The organism is Clostridium sp. (assembly GCF_047718555.1).
Taxonomy (GTDB): domain Bacteria; phylum Bacillota; class Clostridia; order Clostridiales; family Clostridiaceae; genus Clostridium_I.
In genome coordinates this window covers 31760-48954 of the sequence record NZ_JBDNRK010000014.1, presented here as the reverse complement: position 1 = coordinate 48954, position 17195 = coordinate 31760, and the positions used below count along the sequence as shown (strand labels likewise).

Genomic DNA, 17195 nt, shown 5'->3' with positions numbered 1-17195 from the left:
TTATAAATTGAAATTTAGTTTGTAATATTCAAAAATTATGAATTAAATAACAATCAAAAACGGAGGTAATATAAAATGAAAAGAAAAATAGTTAAAATACATGAAGAAAAATGTAACGGCTGTGGAATATGTGTAAATGCCTGTCATGAGGGAGCTATAAAAATTGTTGATGGTAAAGCAAGACTTATAAGTGATGAGTATTGTGATGGGTTAGGAGATTGCTTACCAGGCTGTCCTGAAGGAGCTATAGAAATAATAGAAAGAGAAGCAGTGGATTATAGTGAAGATGCAGTTCAAAAACTAAAAGAAGAGAAACTTGCTAAAAACCAAGAGGTACAAGCTATGCCTTGTGGATGCCCTGGAACTGCTGCAAAAGCCATAGTTAGAAAGGCATCTGCTGCAAACAATATAAAAATTAAACAGGAGTCTCTAGCAGAAAGCAGTTCTAATGCTTCAGAATTAAGGCAATGGCCTGTGCAATTAAAACTTATAAATACAAGAGCACCATATTTAAAGGGAGCTGATCTCTTAGTGGCAGCAGATTGTACAGCCTATGCTTATGCTGATTTCCATAAGGATTTTATAAAGGATCACATTACTGTCATAGGATGCCCGAAATTAGATGATGTTAAATTCTATGAAGAAAAATTAGCAGAGATTTTGAAAATTAATGATATTAAAAGTGTAACAGTAGTGAGAATGGAAGTACCTTGCTGCGGAGGAATTGTCAATGCAGTAAAGGCAGCTATGTTAAATTCACAGATTATTGTTCCTTATAGAGAAGTTATTATAGGAACAGAAGGAAATATATTATCCAGTAAATAAAGCGTTTGTAATGGCCTAAAATTAAAGTTAGATGGCTGTGTAACAATGTATGCATTGTTACACAGCTTTTTGTCTATTCAGTTATTAAAAGTAGTTATTAAAATAGATTTAATAACTGAGGAAAGTACATATTTTTCAGATTGCTGCATAGTTACTTGCCTGTAAGAATGTTGTTGTTTATAATATCCCACTCATCATCAGTAAGCCAGCCCTGTATATTATTCTTTATTTCCACTACGATAAAACTTTCGTCATCAGTGTTGAAGGAATCAGCTATTCTATCCGTTATATCTTCTGTAGAAAGGCTAGACTTAATAAACCATACAGAAGATCGGGGAAAGTGCCAGGAAAAGCTTGAACAATTTTCAATAACCTCTAAAAAATCACCAAAGTCTTTAGAATTTTTATCTACACTTGTAACCACAATGTATGAAGCCATAAAATCACCTCTAAAATTGATTTTAATAATGATTATGTTTTTTTATAAATAGAATTACTGGGTAAACATATTTATAATGTATTTTCTAAAATAATTCTATAGATAAATAAGAAATCCTTCTTTGCTTGTATTTATTTTCAGAGATGCTTTAAAATAGGCTTATATATTGTAAATATCCTAAATATCACATTAAATATATCCATAAAACTTATTTTATGTCTATTATTCAATAAGATCTTGATGCTAGTATTCCTATAAATTCCTTTACAGATAAGCTCAATTCTAAAAGTGCATTACTTGAAGGGATAAAATCATTTAATTCAAAGCTGCCTTTAATATTGGTTTGATAATCCGTCGGGAAAGGTAATACAGCGGTATTAAATTTTTTAAATTGTTGAACAGCTCTAGGCATGTGGAAAGCTGAAGTAACTAATATAGGATTTTTAAAATTGCATTTATCTAAAATTTTCTTTGTATATTTAGCATTTTCTGTAGTGTTGATACTTTGGTTCTCAATAATTATTTTATTTTCAGGTATTCCCATGGTAATTAATATGTTCTTTGATATTTCAGATTCGGTTCCTGTAGATTTAAATACTTTACCACCTGAAATTATTATGGGTACATTTAATTTTTTGTATAATTCTACAGTGGTGATAAGTCGATTTGCAGCGAAACCAGACAGATGACCCTTAAAGCCTAGATTTGGAGTATCCAGAGTTGCTCCACCACCAAGCATTACAATTACATCTCCTTTTGGATTTTCTGGTACATTGTACTTATTTTCTAATAATCCTATTATAGAATTATCTACAAGAGGCGTAGTAAAAATATAAAAAATAAGAGTTAATAACAACAGATTTTTACCAAATTTAGCTTTGTATTTAAATAATTTGAGACTAAATATTAAAAGCAATAATATGAAGATTCCTGGAGGCAAAATAAAAGTTGAATATAGAAATTTTATAAAATAAATCAAGTCCAAAATCACTCCCTTTTATAAAATAATTTAATGTAACTATCAATATAAATTTATCACAACAGTACTTATAAGAAAAGTTTAAGTCAAAAAAGTTTTAGGTGCATAAGCTATAAATAGAGTAGTAACTAATATGAAAGGAAAATTTGAAAAGCTATTATATCAGTATATAAAGAAATATGGAGTTAAAATATTGGAATGTCTTTATTGATATTAAATTTATAGTATGTACAAGTTATATGTGTCAATTTGTAATAGGTAGAATAGTATATAGTAGGTAAAAAACAAAAGATGAAAAAATTATATATAGGAGGATGTGATTTTATGGGTTGTAAATCTAGTAGTGATTTTTTAGGTTTAGGAAGAAAAAATAACAAGATAATAATCATAATACTGATATTTGTTTTATTTATTGGCTGCGGAGGTAGCCAAGGCGGAGGATGCTGCCCAGATCCTTGCTGCAGGGGAAGAAGAAGACGTTCAGGTTTTGGCGGATCTTCATTAATACCAATAGCGATAGTTCTTGCTATAGTATTTGGACTTGGAAATAATAGAGGTGGAAATACAAATATAATTAAAGTTAATACAGATCCATCAGATGTTCGAGGAGAATCTACAGAATTCTCATCTTGTGATTATTAGTTTATCCGATGACTAGCCGTTGTAACACTCCAATGCGCTCTGTGAAAGCGATCCGCACAAAATCTAAGATTTTGGTTCTCTGCTCTTCAGAAGGTGGAGATAACACTGGCACGTCCCTGGATAATTCATCTAAACCCAGTGGAAATACAAATTCCCACTGAGTAAGATTCATTAATAATACTTTGACGTAAGTCCTTAAAGGGAGAGATAATATGTATGAAAACTGTTGCAGCTTAAACACACTTACAATACTGATTTTAATAATTCTTCAATTTGGAAATAAGGGGAAAAAGTCAAGTACAGAGGGATGTAGTAGCAGTAGTAGTAGTAGTAGTAGTAGCAGTAGCAGAAGAAGTAGTAGAAGAAGTAGTAAGGAACTTGTAGATAATGATGTATTATTTATAATTACATTATTTTTTCTATTCTGCTATAAATCCCGTAGAAGAAATTGTTTTTAAAGATAATTTGGAGGAGTGTAATTTAAAAGTCCTCCTAATTAAGAGGTGATACTATGGCAATAAACGAAGATGAACCTTTAGAAGGGGAAGAAGTAATAGATGGCAAAAATACAGGCTTTGGTAATATGGATTTTGGGAATTTGGCTGGAATGCTAAAGAATGTAGATATGAGCCAGATAATGAATTTACTAGGATCTGTTGATATGAATCAGATGTCGTCTCTATTTGGATCCATGTCTGGTGGCGGTGGAAATTCTGGAAATGGCGGAAGTACTGGAAATACTGCCAGATATTCTGGAGGCAGAGGCAGAGAATTTGAGCTTTTAAATGCGATAAAGCCTATGGTGAGTCCTGAGAGAGGCGACCTCATAGATATAATCCTGCAAATTTATACTATAAGTAAAATACTGAGGTAATCATTTGGTGCATTTGGTGAAAATGCACCATTTTTAAATATACAAGATAAATTATGTATATCTATTAAGTTTATTAATGGAAACAAATGAGATGAGAGCAAAATTATAAATTTAGAATAATATATTATAGAGCTTTTAACAATATGGGAGGAGTGAGTATTATGGGAATAGGAGATATATTGGGAGGTGCAGGTAATGGTTCTAATAAATTGATAGTCTGGGCATTAGTTTTAGTTATTGTATTTGGCTTTGGTAAAGGAAAAAAATTCAATAATTTTAATTTTAAGAAAAAACCTTATTCTGCATCACAATCATCGAAAGGCAAATATGCATCACAACATCGCAAAAAAAGGCATACTACAGAAGAAACCTTCAAGAATAATCCTTTCAATAATAATCCGTTTTCCAATCTTGGAGCTAGCTTTGGAGGTAGTAGCAAGGGACTTGGAAAAATGCTGGGTGGCAATGCTTTATTTATTATAGTAATAGTGGCAGTAATTTTCTTTTGTAAGGAAAAAGAGGAAAAGGAAGAAGCTAGAGAGGAAAATAGAGAGGAATACGGAGAAGAATATAATACTACACCATAGAAATTACAATAAAAACTTTATTTTTAAATAATTGATAGGTTAAAGGAGGAGAAAGCATGTCCAGACATAGTAGAAATCATCATCATAAGAGTATAAGCCCACAGAATAGTAATAATGGTAACAGCATTAATAACAATAGTGGTGGTTCCTTTAATTTTGGAAATATAGCTCAATTGTTAAGTAATATAGATATTAATCAAGTTTCATCATTATTAGGAAAAATTAATAATCCGCGGGCAGATAATAGCCAAGTAGGTGAAGTGGTAAATAGAGATAATATGGCTGATGAGGTTAGCAATATTAGCACTATTAATCAAGGTAATGGTCAAGGTAATGGAGCAAGAAATACAAGCAGAGAAGAAATAATAAGATCTATAAACACTCTTGTAAATTCTGATAAAGCAGAATTGTTAAAGATAGTAATGGAAATATATGGAGCAAGTAAAACTAAGGGCAAATAAAACATAAATTAAAATATAATTTATGATATCACACTTTATAGAATAATGAATAATATATATTAGAAAACAAAAGATGGAAAATATGATACAGTGCATTATTAGCCAGAGGAGGGTTATTAATGAGTAGAAGATATGAAACAGAATGCTGCGGTGGAGGATATGCAAATCCAGGATTTCCTAATGTAGGATATCCAATGGGAGGATTCACCGGTGGCCTATTTGGAGGTAAAAACTGTGCTTGCAGCTTACCTACTTTGATAATATTAATTTTAATAATACTTCAATTTAGTAAAAAGAGAAGAACAAGTTCATGCACAAGCTCAAGTTCAAGAACAAGTTCAAGTTCACGATCTTCAAGCCATGGAAAATTAGTGGATAACAGCATATTATTTATAATTGCTTTATTCTATTTATCTTGCGCTAATCCTTGTAAGAGAGGCTACTAATTGTTTTAAGGGGATGGGCATATGCCCATCCTTTAAATAAAGAGGTGATTTAATGTCTAGTAGGAGATCAGATCATCATAAAGAGGAAAAAAATGACAATTCAAATCAAACTGAACAAAATTTAAATCCTAATGAAATACAAAATATGCTTAAAAATGTTGATATGCGAGAAATACAAAAAATGTTAGGTAATGTAAATATGAATGAAATACAGAATTCATTAAAAAATATAGATGTTAAGCAGCTTGCGTTTATAATTAACATTATAAATTCACTATCAAAGAATAAAAAATAATACACCATTTCAAAAAATATGAATAATATATATTAGAAAACAAAAGATGTAAAAAAATGTAACATTGGCCACAGCCCAAAAAAAGGGGGGTATATAGTATGAGTAAATGTAAAAAACATGAAAGACATGAAGAAGTAGGATATCCAGGAGTTATTGGAGTACCATTTGTAAGTGGAAGTTCTTGTGCATGCAGTTTACCAACATTAATTGTTTTAATATTAATAATACTTCAATTCTCTAAAAAAGGCGGAACCCATAAGAAAATAGATAAAGGCATATTATTTATAATAGCTTTATTCTATCTATCTTGCGCTAATCCATGTAAACAAGGTTTATACTAAAAATAGAGGGCTTAAGGGCCCTCTTTATTAATTAAAAACAGGTTTGTTTTTTTATCCTTTGTGTTATAAAATTATATATAGGATTTGTATATTTTCACGATATAAAATATCCTGCAATTGGAGTTATTATTTAATATTTCAAGGCTTCCTAATATTAAAATGGTTAAAAAATTAATCAGTGTAGCTTTGTTTACACAAGATGTTTAAAGGAGAGATTTATTATGCTAAAAGCAGTGATTTTTGATATGGATGGAGTTTTAATTGATAGTGAACCAGAACATTTAAGAATACACGAAAAAATGCTAGAATCCCTAGGCATAGAACCGTCATCACTTGATCATTCAAAATATATTGGAGTTACTACTAATTATAAATGGAGTGATATAAAGAGCAAATATGACTTAAGCTATTCTGTTCAGGAGTTAGTTGATATAAATAGACATAATTATTTTGAATATATAACTGCTAAGGATACAATAATAGAAGCAATACATGGAGTTGATGAATTTGTAAAAAATATACATAGCGACGGGCTGAAATTAGCAGTTGCATCATCATCGCCTATAGATGTAATAAAAACCGTGGTTAAGGGAATTGGACTGGAAAAGTATTTTAATGTATTAGTAAGTGGAGATTTTGTGAAAAGAAGTAAACCTGAACCGGATATTTTTTTATATGCAGCAGAAAAACTTGAAATAAATCCTGAAAATTGTTTAGTGGTAGAGGACTCACATAATGGTTCTATTGCTGCCAAGAGAGCAGAAATGAAATGTGTTGGATATAAAAATATTAACTCAGGGAACCAGGATATATCAGCTGCAGATTTAATAGTAGATTCTTTTAATAAAGTACAGTTAGAGGAGTTAAAAAGGTTGTTTACAAAATAGGGTATAGTAAATATAGAGAGAAGTTAGTACGCTGTTATATCTGAACTGATAGTTTTTATTACAAGCCTAATAGTGACTATGTTGGAGGAGATACAATGATTATTGGTACTGCGCAAATAAAACTAGGAGCAAATTGGGTTCATTCATTAAAAGAGAAAAGAATGATAGTGAAAAGTATTATTGGAAGAGTTAAGAATAAATTTAACGTATCTATAGCAGAAGTAGATAATCAAGATTATCATCAAACTATAAGTCTTGGTATAGCCTGTGTTAGCAGTGAGAGAAAACATGCTGATGAGATGATTCAGCATGTAATAAATTTTATTGAAGGCAATACGGAGGCAGTTTTAGAAGATATAAACGTGGAGATACTATAATAAAATTTATATTATTTTGTCATAAAGCGTTGAAGTTTTTCATTATTTCTATTAGAATTAATGGAGAGTAAGTAATTTTTAATTACAAATTAATACTTTAAGATAATAGATTTTATAAATTATATGGGACGTATTTAGTCCCATGTGGTTGCAGGAGGTATGTATATGAAAACAATAGCTGTATTAACAAGTGGTGGAGATGCACCTGGAATGAATGCTGCCATAAGAGCAGTAGTAAGGACTGCTCTTGATAAGGGCATTAAGGTTATGGGAATTGAAAGAGGGTATAGTGGACTGATAAATGGTGAAATCTTTGAAATGAAGCGACAAAATGTGTCAGATATAATTCAAAGAGGTGGTACTATTTTAAGAACTGCTCGTTGTGCTGAATTTATGACTGAGGAAGGAAGAAAAAAGGCAGCAGGTGTTTTAAAGGTATTTGGCGTAGATGGATTAGTTGTTATAGGTGGAAATGGGTCTTTTATGGGAGCACAGAAACTTTCAAAGCTTGGAGTTGCTACAGTAGGTATTCCTGGAACTATAGATAACGATTTATCATATACAGATTATACATTAGGTTTTGATACTGCATTAAATACGGTATTAGATGCTATAAACAAGCTAAGAGATACTTCTACTTCCCATGAAAGAGTAAGTATAGTTGAAGTTATGGGAAGAGACTGCGGAGATATTGCTCTATATTCCGGTATAGCTGGGGGTGCAGAAAAAGTTATAATTCCTGAAAAGGATTACGATTTTGATGAGTTATGCAAAACTATTCTTGAAGGAAAATTAAATGGAAAAATGCACAATCTAATTATAGTTGCAGAGGGAATTGGCGGTTCAGCTGAATTAGCTAAGGGAGTTGAAAATATTACAGGTATCGAAACAAGAGCAACTATTTTAGGACATATACAGAGAGGAGGAAGTCCATCCGCCTTTGATAGAATGCTTGCTTCAAGAATGGGTGTTAGAGCTGTGGAAGTTCTAAATGAAGGAAAAACATCAAGAGTTATAGGAATAAGAGACAATAAGATAACTGATGATGACATAGATGAAGCCTTAGCTATGCCAAGGAAGTTTGATGAAAGACTATATGAGATATCAGAAATACTTTCAAGATAAGTTGCAGATTTATACAAAGATATTGTGAAGAAGTATTAACATATGTGTAAACGTTTATGGACAGGCAACTCATACTTAATTCTTTAAGCATAAAAAACTTTGTTCTGAGATAATAAACATTGTCTCAAGGATGAAGAAAAAGCAGGAATAATTACCTGCTTTTTCTTCATTTACAGTATATTAACCAATTGGTCTATATTAATATAATTCCTATAAATGCATATTAAAATTTATTATTTCATAAGATTAGAGCGTAGTATACCTATAGAAATTAAACTTTAAATACCTATTTATTCGTCTATTTCAATTCCAACCATTTTCATGAGATATTTTGCATTAGTACTATTACAGCGGCCTTCTCTTAATTTGTAGTCAAAGTGTATTTTATTTGAGCTATAGCTTTCGGAAAAATGGTAATTTTTAATTTTCTTATTGTTGCTGTACTCTAAATCGCACAATTCAAAATCATGAGTGGATATTAAACCACATACCCAGGGTTTATCTAAATTTTTTAATACACTTTTTGCTCCAATAATTCTATCTCTTGAATTAGTACCTCTAAATATTTCATCTATAAGAAAAATCATAGATTCTTTTTTTGGCAAATTATCAATGATTTTCTTTATACGCATGAGTTCTACGTAAAAGGTAGATGCTCCTTCCATTAAATTATCATTTATACGCATAGAAGTAAAAATATCCATAAGAGAACATTCCATGGATTTCCCATAAATAGGTGCTCCAGCATAGGCTAAAACAAGATTAATTCCTATAGTTCTAAGAAAAGTGGTTTTACCAGACATATTTGAACCGGTAACAATTAATATATTGTTTATCATATTAACATCGTTGCTAATACGGGATTCATTATTAATTAAAGGATGGCCTAAATTTTCAGCCTTTATTACCAGATTTTCTTTTGTAAAAGTAGGAAAGCTGTATTTTGTATCCAAATGAGTGAGTACAGATAAACTGGAGATAACCTCGAAATCTCCAAGAGTATTAATATATTTTCGTATTAGTTTACCGTATTGTAATTTCCAATTTTCAAGAGAAAATAAGCATCTGAAATCCCAAAATATTAATAAATTAAGAAAGAAATAAAGTAAAAAATTATGTTTCAAGTTTATATTGTTAATAACTGAAGTTAGTTCTTTCATAACCTGTGAAGAGGATTTGTCCTTGAAAAATAAATTGGACTTCAATTTATTTAAATAATTATCTTCAAAATTTTCACCTTCAATGAGTTTAAGAGAATCAGCATAGGCATGTAAATCATCATTAAAACCCTCCACAGAATCTAAAGTTGAGGGTACGTTCCTATAGCTTATAAAATTAATAATAGCATGAACTATAAAAATAACAGGTATAACATAATAAAGGTATTTTATTTTAAATATCAAGGTTATAGCAGAAAATAAGATAGAAAAAATAGGCAAAAAGTACACTATGTACTTAATAGGTGATTTTTCAAATAATATATGTGGATCTTCAGCATAATTTAAAAGTGCGGAGGGATCTTTCATATTTTTTTTATTAAAATTACCTGTAGATTCAAGATCTTCACAAAATTTAATCTTTTGTGACAGTTCTTTAACAGAATTTTGACGGTTAACTATATTATCCGCATTTTTTTCTTCAATTTTAAGTAAGCTTATTAATTTTTTTCTGCCTAAAAAGGTATTTGTAGCATTTATTAATTGAAATAGTGAGTTTTTACCAAATACATCTAAATCTGTTGTATAAGGATGATCTAAATCTATTCCATCCTCGCCTAGATCCTGAAAATCTGACCAATTTCCATCTATTCTCTTTATATATTTTTTATTAATTTCTATAAGATTTTTTATTCTATTTAGGCGAGTTCCTATATCACCGTGATGCTTTATTAAAAATACAAAAATTGCCAAAGCGAAAATAGTCCCCATAGAAGTATATATACTTATTGATCTTATAAGCAGATATATGTATATTAAAGTTACCACAAAGGCTACTAGTCTTAACGTGCCAATGACATTATAATTTTTTTTGCAATTTTTTTCTTCATCCTCCAAGGACTTAATACGGTTTAAAAAGGTTTCTCTGTTAGTCATATATTTACTCCTTTTAGAATAATTTTTTAAAGCAGGATCTACATAGCATTATTTTACCCTTATTTGCAGAAATAGCATCACAGGATTTTATTTCTTTATTACATATAGCACATATAGTTTTTCCAGAAGATATTTTTTTACTATTTTCAATATGCTTTGTGGGGTTCTTTTTATTAGGAGGAGGAGAATAATTAATTGGATCATCAACTATATCTTTTTTCATTATAGCATAATTTACAAAATAACTGCTTTCGCCAAACAATTCTAATTCAAATCTAGGATTTTCAGCATCGTAAAATTCTTCAATTACAAGCCTTCTTATTTGAGCATCATTTACTATTAGACCGCTTTTTTCAATTCCGTCAAATATACTTTTAGTAATATTGTTTGTATCTGGATGCCTTTTCATGCTTTTATAATAGACCTTTAAAACTGCAATTAAAGCTTCTGATAAAATTACATTTGGGTTTTGTAATCTTGCTGAGTAGGCTATTTCTTCTTCGTATAAAGCATATCTATCATGATATTTACCAGAATTAAAAGGTAGAATAGCTCTACCTTGGATATTAAATAATTTAAAATTGGATTTTGAAATGGGAGACCCCTTCACTATGATTTTGGCATAACAATTTTTCATTAGCTGCTCCTCGTATGTATTTTGGCATATTCTAAATAAATAGCTATTCAATATGCTGCTCTATTTTATATGTCCTATTTGTAAAATAAAATTATATTAAATATTATAACATATTTATATACTTATAAGAATATATGTTCGTAGTACAAAAATTAAATTTTTATAACATAGATGAAAAAATTTTTTATGTAGGTTATAATTTTATCTGATGAATAAGAGGTATAATATTAAATGCTCATAAAAGGGTAGAGGAATAAGTATGAACTTTAACTAAGTAAAATTTATTAGTTATTTGCTATAGATACAGAATAGATAAGTTTTTAGGGGGGGATTTTCGTGGCAATAGTAAAAAATAAAGAGAGGTCTTTAAACAAAAAAAGCAATAATAGTCTAATGATGAAATTTTTTGGCATACTAATGTGTATATCAGCTATACCTATTTATGCTTTTTTTAGAAATATATACCTATCAGCAGTAATTATTTTAATAGCTCTTTTAATAATTGTTCATTTTTCAAGGGAAAGAAAGCTGTATAAATATGGAATTCAAGGTGAAAAAGACATAGCAGAATTATTAGCTACTCTTAATAATAAATATATAGTATATAATGATATTGTAATTGGTGGAAAAGAAAAGGGTGCCCAGATAGACCATTTGGTGCTATCGCCTTATGGAATATTTTGTATTGAAACGAAGAATATGAAGGGTATGATTACTGGTAAAGAAGATGATAAAGAGTGGACACATATAAAGGTTATGCAAGGAGGAAAGAAATCTGAAAAGAAATTTTATAACCCCTGTAAGCAATCCAGAGGTCATGTAAATGCAGTAAAAAATATTTTAAGGCATTCGGATTTTATGAATACACCAGTTTATTCTGTGGTTACCTTTAGTTCAAATAAGGATACAAATTTAAAAATTCAGCTTCAGTTTACACCTGTATTTAAATCAGATAAATTAATTGATTTTATAAATAGTAAAAGAGAAATTTTTATAAGTGATGATAAATTAAGAAGGATAGAAAATATCATAGATAAGCAGATATCATAATTTTACATACGTAAGAGTATTAAAGCTTGGAATAATTAAATAAATATATTAAGATACTAGGAGAGGTTAATAAGCATGAATAGTGAGATAAAGATACTAGCTATAGAGAGCAGCTGCGATGAAACTTCAGCATCTATAGTAGTGAATGGAAGAACAGTATTATCAAATATAATTTCATCACAAATAGCTGTGCATACTAAATTTGGAGGAGTTGTACCAGAAGTTGCATCGCGAAAACATATTGAGGTAATTAGTGAAGTAGTGGATAAGGCTCTAAAAGAAGCAGAAGTTGACTTTAAAGATATAGATGCCATAGGAGTTACCTATGGTCCGGGGCTAGTTGGTGCACTTTTAGTAGGAGTGCAATATGCAAAGGGCCTTGCCTATTCATTAGGTAAACCACTTATTGGAGTAAATCATATAGAAGGTCATATAAGTGCAAATTTTATTCAGTATAAGGATTTAAAACCTCCTTTTGTCTGTCTAGTAGTATCTGGTGGCCACACTTTTATAGTGTATATGAAGGATCACGGTAAATTTGAAGTAATGGGTCAAACAAGAGATGACGCAGCAGGAGAAGCTTATGATAAAGTTGCAAGGGCTATAGGACTTGGATATCCAGGCGGACCTAAAATAGATAAACTTTCTAAAGAGGGAAATGAAAATGCAATTAAATTTCCAAGAGCAAATTTTCATGAGGAGTCTCTAGATTTTTCCTTTAGCGGATTAAAATCAGCAGTACTTAATTATTTGAATAAGATGGAGATGAAAGGAGAAGAAATAAATAGAGCTGATGTAGCGGCATCTTTTCAGAAGGCAGTAGTAGATTTTTTAGTTGCAAATGCAATGAAAGCCTGTTCTATAAAAAAAGTAGATAAGATTGCCATTGCAGGAGGGGTAGCATCAAATTCTGCTCTTAGAAAGGCCATGATAACTGAGGGAAATAAGCAAAATATTGATGTATTGTTTCCAGAACCGGTATTATGTACAGACAATGCTGCTATGATAGGAAGTGCGGCATATTTTGAATACATTAAAGGAGCCACTTCCCCATTGGATTTCAATGCAGTACCAAATTTAAAATTAGGTGAAAGATAACGTAAAATCTGCAACATATATAACTTAAAGCTATAGAATTCATTTTATCCGATGGCTACCCACTCTAATACTCCCATCTTCTTCAAAGTGGGAGTAAAGAGTGGCTATGTCCCTGGATAACGACTTCTAAGCATCAGATGGAATAAAAACTCCACCTGATGCCAAGAATTCTGTTTATATAAAAAATCTAATAATTGTGATTAACGGAACGTTTTTGTACAGTAATGCCATATAGAATGAACTAATTATTTTTATTTAAAGAGATGGAGGAGAGATTTTGGAAAGAAGCCAGCTTATGACAGTTAAAAGGTTAGCTTTAATATTGTTAGGTAGCTTTATTTCTGCAATAGCAGTGAATATGTTTTTTATACCATTTAAACTCTTAAGTGGTGGTATAGGCGGCATTTCTCTTATCATACAATATCTTAGCGGAATTCCAGCAGGATATTTTATAATATTGTTAAATATACCCCTGTTTATACTGAGTATAAGGGAAGTTGATAAGCAATTTACGGTATTGACTATATTTGGTACTGTAGCCCAATCTATTTTTTTAATAATAACTAAGAATGTATCTTATTATTTTCATTTAAAGGATATTTTATTGTCAGGTATATATGGAGGAGTTCTTCAGGGAGCAGCTATGGGGATAATATTTAGTAATCATGGTTCACTGGCTGGAGCTGATATAATATCTGTAATAATGAGAAAAAAATATGATTATGATGTGGGAAAAATAAATTTTATTATAAATTTAATAATTATAGCTATTGGATCTGCATTTTTTGGATTGGAAAAGGGACTTTATACCTTAATGTCTATGTATATAGTTTCTTATACCGTAGATAAATTTATTAAAGGTTTTAATAGAAAAAAACTACTCTTTATCATAACAGAAAAGGAAGAAGAGATAAATGAGAGGATTAAAGTAGATCTTAATAGATCCTCTACTCTTTTTTATGCAGAGGGATACTATACTAAACATAAGATTAAAGTAATATATTGTGTAGTTTCATTGACCCAAGTTCCAAAGTTAAAGCATATAGTAAACAAGATAGATCCAAGAGCGTTTATATCAATCCTGGATGCCTCAGAAGTTCAAGGCAAAGGATTTAAGAATATATTTTAACCTGACTAACTTGGCGTAAGTCTCCCACGCACTCTGTGAAAGCGATTCACACAAAATCGAAGATTTTGGTTCTCTGCTTTTCTTCAAGCGGGAGTTCAACGCCAAGTAAGCCATGCATTTGCAGTTCTAAAATTCAGATGGGGTAAAAGAATCCCCACCTGAATTAAGAACTTGCTTCAAAAAAGTAAAAGTAATAAATTAAAAAATGCTCAAAGGTGTTTAACTTTGTAAAGATTATGATAATTACAATTAATATAATAAAAATATTGTATTAATTGTATATGAATTTAAAATGTGTCCATAATGTAGATATTAAGGCACCTTCAAAGAAATAGACTAGTATATTTTCTTGAGGATGCCTAATTTAAATATTGTGGAGGGAAAAGTGTGAATAAGGTTTTATTAGTAGGAAGATTAGTAAGGGATCCAGAATTAAAACATATTGAATCAAATGGCAAGGAAGTAAGTAATTTTACCATAGCAGTAAATAGAAATTTCGTAAACTCAAAAGGGGAAAGAGAAGCGGACTTTGTACCAGTGGTAGTTTGGGGCAAGACAGCTGAATTGGTGTGTAACTATATGAAAAAGGGAAGACTTATCAGCATTAGTGGAAGGCTTCAAATAAGGAGTTATGACACAAAAGAGGGTAATAAAAAATATGTAACAGAAGTAGTTGGTGAAGAAGTATTATTCTTGGATTCTAAAAAAGAAGATGCTGTCTAATAGACTGCGTTATGACAAATAAATTTTGAAATTTAATTGAACAATAATTCGCTGAGCTATTGTTAGTATTAAGCCTGTTATTATTTAAAGTGAGCTGATGTTTTAACTTAGATTTATTCGATGACTAGCCGCTGTAATACTTTAAGTAAGATTCATTCATAATTGTAAAAGAAACACTATGAAATTCAAATGATTTTGATTGGATTTCATAGTGTTTTTCATATATTTAATCTTTTGTTTTTAATTAGTTAAAGCCTTTAATGGGATCTGTAGTGTTTTCTTTGCTTTTAATAGGATTTGTAGTATTTTCTTTTGGTACATTATAATTTCCAGATTTTAAATCGGAAATCCAATGTTTAATACTTTCATAAAGTATAACTACCAGTATAACTATAAGTATTATAGATAATATTGTGAGTGTAGTTTTGTGATTCGGTATATAATTGCCCGTTATATTTTCAATTGAAGCTGTTAAAGTTGCAACACTTATGAGTGCCATTGGTAATATTGTAATAGGTATATATTTTTTCTTTCTCATTCTTATAAGCACTGAAGTACCTATGGCAAAAGTTATAGCTGCCAAACTTTGATTTGCTACACCAAATAGCGGCCATATGGTAGATATATTCCCTGTATATAATAGATATCCCCAACAGAAAGTCATAAGCAGACTGAAGAATATTATATTAAACCAGGAATCCTGTTTTTTAAAAGGTGTATAAATTTTTCCGAATAGATCTTGAAATAAATATCTTCCTATTCTGGTACCTGAATCTATAGTTGTTAGTATGAATAATGCTTCAAACATTATACAGAAGTGATACCAGTAGGACATCAATGCACTTAAACCAGGAATTTTATAAAATACATAGGACATACCTACTGCAAGAGAAACTGATCCGCCAGGTCTTCCAGCTAAATTTTCTCCAACCAATTGTGACAGCATAGGAAGCTCTTTTGGTATCATGCCAAGTTTTGCAAATAAAGCTGGTGCAGAATTTATAGCAAAGTAATCAGCAGTTGGAAGGCAGGTTGCAGCTATCAACGCTATTAATGCTATAAAAGATTCTATAACCATGGAGCCATATCCAACAGCAAGTACATGTTTTTCATTTGCAATGAGTTTAGGTGAAGTACCTGTACTTATTAGGGAATGAAAGCCGGACAATGCACCACAGGCTATGGTTATAAATATAAATGGGAATACTTTACCGGGGACTATAGGCCCGCCGCCATTTACAAATTGTGTCATAGCGGGCATTTGAATTGTTGGTCTTACAAATATGATTCCAAGTACAAGCATTAACATAACTCCAACTTTCATATAAGTACTCAAATAGCCTCTTGGCAATAACAATAGCCAAACAGGAAGGACAGCTCCGCAAAATCCATATATAGCAAGTATAAGTGATATCTGTTTTACATTAAAAGTAAAAAATGGAGCAATAGCTGAATGCTGTATAGTTGGTCCAAGAATTACTCCAACCATTATAAGTGCCATACCTATTATAGTAGCCTCTCCAATCTTACCAGGTCGTATAAATTTAAGATAAATACCTATAAATATTGATGCAGGAATAGTGAAACCTACAGTAAAACTTCCCCAAGGACTGCTGGCAAGAGAATTTACTATTGGGAGTCCAAGTCCAGCCATAGTTATTATCAATATAAATATAACTGAAACAGAAGTAATTAATCCCATTCTTCCCCCTAGATTTTTTCTGGCAATTTCTGCAATGGTCTGACCATCTTGCCTAACAGAAGCAAATAGTATAACCATATCATGTACTCCACCAGCTAGTACACCACCAATTAAAATCCAAAGTGTACCTGGAAGGTATCCAAATTGGGCAGCTAAAACAGGTCCTATAAGTGGTCCTGCACCAGCGATTGCAGCAAAATGCTGACCTAGAAGTACCCATTTGTTTGTAGGTAAATAGTCATGTCCATCTTCAAATTTTTTAGCTGGAACTTCTCTATTACCATCTAGAACTAAAACTTTTGCTGCTATCCAGCATCCGTAAAATCTGTAGCCAAGGGCTAATACTAAAGCTCCTATGATTACAAGTACTATAGAATTCATATAAAGACCTCCTCTTAAAATTGAGTAATAGTAAAATTATAAGTTAATTTTTAAAAACGTTTACACAACAATTATAATTTGGGTTGATAAATTTTCATACTTAT

20 protein-coding genes are annotated in these 17195 nt (G+C 30.7%); 15 read left to right on the top strand and 5 right to left on the bottom strand.

Going from position 1 to position 17195, the window contains the following annotated elements:
- Positions 1-75: 75 nt before the first annotated feature.
- Positions 76-825: an ATP-binding protein gene (locus ABF633_RS07905; RefSeq protein WP_415523123.1), complete on the top strand. Its 750-nt coding sequence runs from the start codon at positions 76-78 to the stop codon at positions 823-825.
- A 151-nt stretch (positions 826-976) separates the two neighbouring features.
- Here the strand turns inward: ABF633_RS07905 and ABF633_RS07900 are convergent, their stop codons facing one another.
- Together ABF633_RS07900 and ABF633_RS07895 are read right to left on the bottom strand one after the other, a co-directional pair.
- Positions 977-1264, bottom strand: a complete 288-nt coding sequence (locus ABF633_RS07900; protein WP_415523122.1) for a TetR family transcriptional regulator — start codon at positions 1262-1264, stop codon at positions 977-979.
- 226 nt (positions 1265-1490) lie between these two features.
- Positions 1491-2243, bottom strand: a complete 753-nt coding sequence (locus tag ABF633_RS07895) for a YdcF family protein (RefSeq protein ID WP_415523121.1) — start codon at positions 2241-2243, stop codon at positions 1491-1493.
- A gap of 324 nt (positions 2244-2567) precedes the next feature.
- Between ABF633_RS07895 and ABF633_RS07890 the strand changes: the two genes are divergently transcribed.
- The 10 genes from ABF633_RS07890 (at position 2568) to pfkA (ending at position 8278) form a co-directional block, all read left to right on the top strand.
- A complete protein-coding gene (locus ABF633_RS07890) occupies positions 2568-2885 on the top strand; it encodes a hypothetical protein (protein WP_415523120.1) in 318 nt (105 codons plus the stop codon).
- Between the two features lie 511 nt (positions 2886-3396).
- Positions 3397-3759: a hypothetical protein gene (locus ABF633_RS07885; protein WP_415523119.1), complete on the top strand. Its 363-nt coding sequence runs from the start codon at positions 3397-3399 to the stop codon at positions 3757-3759.
- 161 nt (positions 3760-3920) lie between these two features.
- The gene (locus ABF633_RS07880; protein WP_415523118.1) at positions 3921-4346 is read left to right on the top strand and encodes a hypothetical protein; all 426 of its coding nucleotides are present in this window, start codon (positions 3921-3923) and stop codon (positions 4344-4346) included.
- A 56-nt stretch (positions 4347-4402) separates the two neighbouring features.
- On the top strand, positions 4403-4807 hold the full coding sequence (locus ABF633_RS07875) for a hypothetical protein (RefSeq protein WP_415523117.1): 405 nt from the start codon (positions 4403-4405) through the stop codon (positions 4805-4807).
- Positions 4808-4926: 119 nt separating this feature from the next.
- Entirely contained in the window at positions 4927-5253 is a 327-nt protein-coding gene (locus tag ABF633_RS07870; RefSeq protein ID WP_415523116.1) for a hypothetical protein, read from the top strand.
- 52 nt (positions 5254-5305) lie between these two features.
- Complete coding sequence (locus ABF633_RS07865; RefSeq protein WP_415523115.1) at positions 5306-5548, top strand: hypothetical protein; 243 nt, start codon at positions 5306-5308, stop codon at positions 5546-5548.
- 98 nt (positions 5549-5646) lie between these two features.
- Complete coding sequence (locus tag ABF633_RS07860) at positions 5647-5889, top strand: hypothetical protein (protein ID WP_415523114.1); 243 nt, start codon at positions 5647-5649, stop codon at positions 5887-5889.
- A gap of 221 nt (positions 5890-6110) precedes the next feature.
- On the top strand, positions 6111-6776 hold the full coding sequence (locus ABF633_RS07855) for an HAD family hydrolase (protein WP_415523113.1): 666 nt from the start codon (positions 6111-6113) through the stop codon (positions 6774-6776).
- Between the two features lie 95 nt (positions 6777-6871).
- Entirely contained in the window at positions 6872-7153 is a 282-nt protein-coding gene (locus ABF633_RS07850; RefSeq protein WP_415523112.1) for a DUF503 domain-containing protein, read from the top strand.
- A gap of 165 nt (positions 7154-7318) precedes the next feature.
- On the top strand, positions 7319-8278 hold the full coding sequence (gene pfkA / locus ABF633_RS07845; RefSeq protein WP_415523111.1) for a 6-phosphofructokinase: 960 nt from the start codon (positions 7319-7321) through the stop codon (positions 8276-8278).
- A 290-nt stretch (positions 8279-8568) separates the two neighbouring features.
- On the opposite strand, the gene ABF633_RS07840 is transcribed toward pfkA, so the two are convergent.
- Together ABF633_RS07840 and ABF633_RS07835 are read right to left on the bottom strand one after the other, a co-directional pair.
- On the bottom strand, positions 8569-10371 hold the full coding sequence (locus ABF633_RS07840; protein WP_415523110.1) for a MutS-related protein: 1803 nt from the start codon (positions 10369-10371) through the stop codon (positions 8569-8571).
- A 13-nt stretch (positions 10372-10384) separates the two neighbouring features.
- Positions 10385-11008, bottom strand: coding sequence for a RusA family crossover junction endodeoxyribonuclease (locus ABF633_RS07835; RefSeq protein WP_415523109.1), 624 nt, complete (start codon positions 11006-11008; stop codon positions 10385-10387).
- 336 nt (positions 11009-11344) lie between these two features.
- Here ABF633_RS07835 and ABF633_RS07830 point away from each other — a divergent pair, with 336 nt between their 5' ends.
- The 4 genes from ABF633_RS07830 (at position 11345) to ABF633_RS07815 (ending at position 15008) form a co-directional block, all read left to right on the top strand.
- On the top strand, positions 11345-12058 hold the full coding sequence (locus tag ABF633_RS07830) for a nuclease-related domain-containing protein (protein WP_415523108.1): 714 nt from the start codon (positions 11345-11347) through the stop codon (positions 12056-12058).
- Between the two features lie 75 nt (positions 12059-12133).
- Positions 12134-13156, top strand: a complete 1023-nt coding sequence (gene tsaD / locus ABF633_RS07825; RefSeq protein ID WP_415523107.1) for a tRNA (adenosine(37)-N6)-threonylcarbamoyltransferase complex transferase subunit TsaD — start codon at positions 12134-12136, stop codon at positions 13154-13156.
- 295 nt (positions 13157-13451) lie between these two features.
- Positions 13452-14285, top strand: a complete 834-nt coding sequence (locus ABF633_RS07820) for a YitT family protein (protein WP_415523145.1) — start codon at positions 13452-13454, stop codon at positions 14283-14285.
- A 387-nt stretch (positions 14286-14672) separates the two neighbouring features.
- Positions 14673-15008 (top strand): single-stranded DNA-binding protein, encoded by a 336-nt coding sequence (locus ABF633_RS07815; RefSeq protein WP_415523106.1) that lies wholly within the window; start codon positions 14673-14675, stop codon positions 15006-15008.
- 244 nt (positions 15009-15252) lie between these two features.
- Here ABF633_RS07815 and ABF633_RS07810 read toward each other — a convergent pair whose 3' ends face one another.
- A complete protein-coding gene (locus ABF633_RS07810; RefSeq protein ID WP_415523105.1) occupies positions 15253-17091 on the bottom strand; it encodes a carbon starvation protein A in 1839 nt (612 codons plus the stop codon).
- Positions 17092-17195: the final 104 nt, after the last annotated feature.

What these genes read in the sequence shown, in the direction of transcription:
- ABF633_RS07905 (WP_415523123.1), top strand. Translation starts at nt 76, where the DNA reads ATGAAAAGAAAAATAGTTAAAATACATGAAGAAAAATGTAACGGCTGT.
- ABF633_RS07900 (WP_415523122.1), bottom strand. Translation starts at nt 1,264, where the DNA reads ATGGCTTCATACATTGTGGTTACAAGTGTAGATAAAAATTCTAAAGAC.
- ABF633_RS07890 (WP_415523120.1), top strand. Translation starts at nt 2,568, where the DNA reads ATGGGTTGTAAATCTAGTAGTGATTTTTTAGGTTTAGGAAGAAAAAAT.
- ABF633_RS07885 (WP_415523119.1), top strand. Translation starts at nt 3,397, where the DNA reads ATGGCAATAAACGAAGATGAACCTTTAGAAGGGGAAGAAGTAATAGAT.
- ABF633_RS07880 (WP_415523118.1), top strand. Translation starts at nt 3,921, where the DNA reads ATGGGAATAGGAGATATATTGGGAGGTGCAGGTAATGGTTCTAATAAA.
- ABF633_RS07875 (WP_415523117.1), top strand. Translation starts at nt 4,403, where the DNA reads ATGTCCAGACATAGTAGAAATCATCATCATAAGAGTATAAGCCCACAG.
- ABF633_RS07870 (WP_415523116.1), top strand. Translation starts at nt 4,927, where the DNA reads ATGAGTAGAAGATATGAAACAGAATGCTGCGGTGGAGGATATGCAAAT.
- ABF633_RS07865 (WP_415523115.1), top strand. Translation starts at nt 5,306, where the DNA reads ATGTCTAGTAGGAGATCAGATCATCATAAAGAGGAAAAAAATGACAAT.
- ABF633_RS07860 (WP_415523114.1), top strand. Translation starts at nt 5,647, where the DNA reads ATGAGTAAATGTAAAAAACATGAAAGACATGAAGAAGTAGGATATCCA.
- ABF633_RS07855 (WP_415523113.1), top strand. Translation starts at nt 6,111, where the DNA reads ATGCTAAAAGCAGTGATTTTTGATATGGATGGAGTTTTAATTGATAGT.
- ABF633_RS07850 (WP_415523112.1), top strand. Translation starts at nt 6,872, where the DNA reads ATGATTATTGGTACTGCGCAAATAAAACTAGGAGCAAATTGGGTTCAT.
- pfkA (WP_415523111.1), top strand. Translation starts at nt 7,319, where the DNA reads ATGAAAACAATAGCTGTATTAACAAGTGGTGGAGATGCACCTGGAATG.
- ABF633_RS07840 (WP_415523110.1), bottom strand. Translation starts at nt 10,371, where the DNA reads ATGACTAACAGAGAAACCTTTTTAAACCGTATTAAGTCCTTGGAGGAT.
- ABF633_RS07835 (WP_415523109.1), bottom strand. Translation starts at nt 11,008, where the DNA reads ATGAAAAATTGTTATGCCAAAATCATAGTGAAGGGGTCTCCCATTTCA.
- tsaD (WP_415523107.1), top strand. Translation starts at nt 12,134, where the DNA reads ATGAATAGTGAGATAAAGATACTAGCTATAGAGAGCAGCTGCGATGAA.
- ABF633_RS07820 (WP_415523145.1), top strand. Translation starts at nt 13,452, where the DNA reads ATGACAGTTAAAAGGTTAGCTTTAATATTGTTAGGTAGCTTTATTTCT.
- ABF633_RS07810 (WP_415523105.1), bottom strand. Translation starts at nt 17,091, where the DNA reads ATGAATTCTATAGTACTTGTAATCATAGGAGCTTTAGTATTAGCCCTT.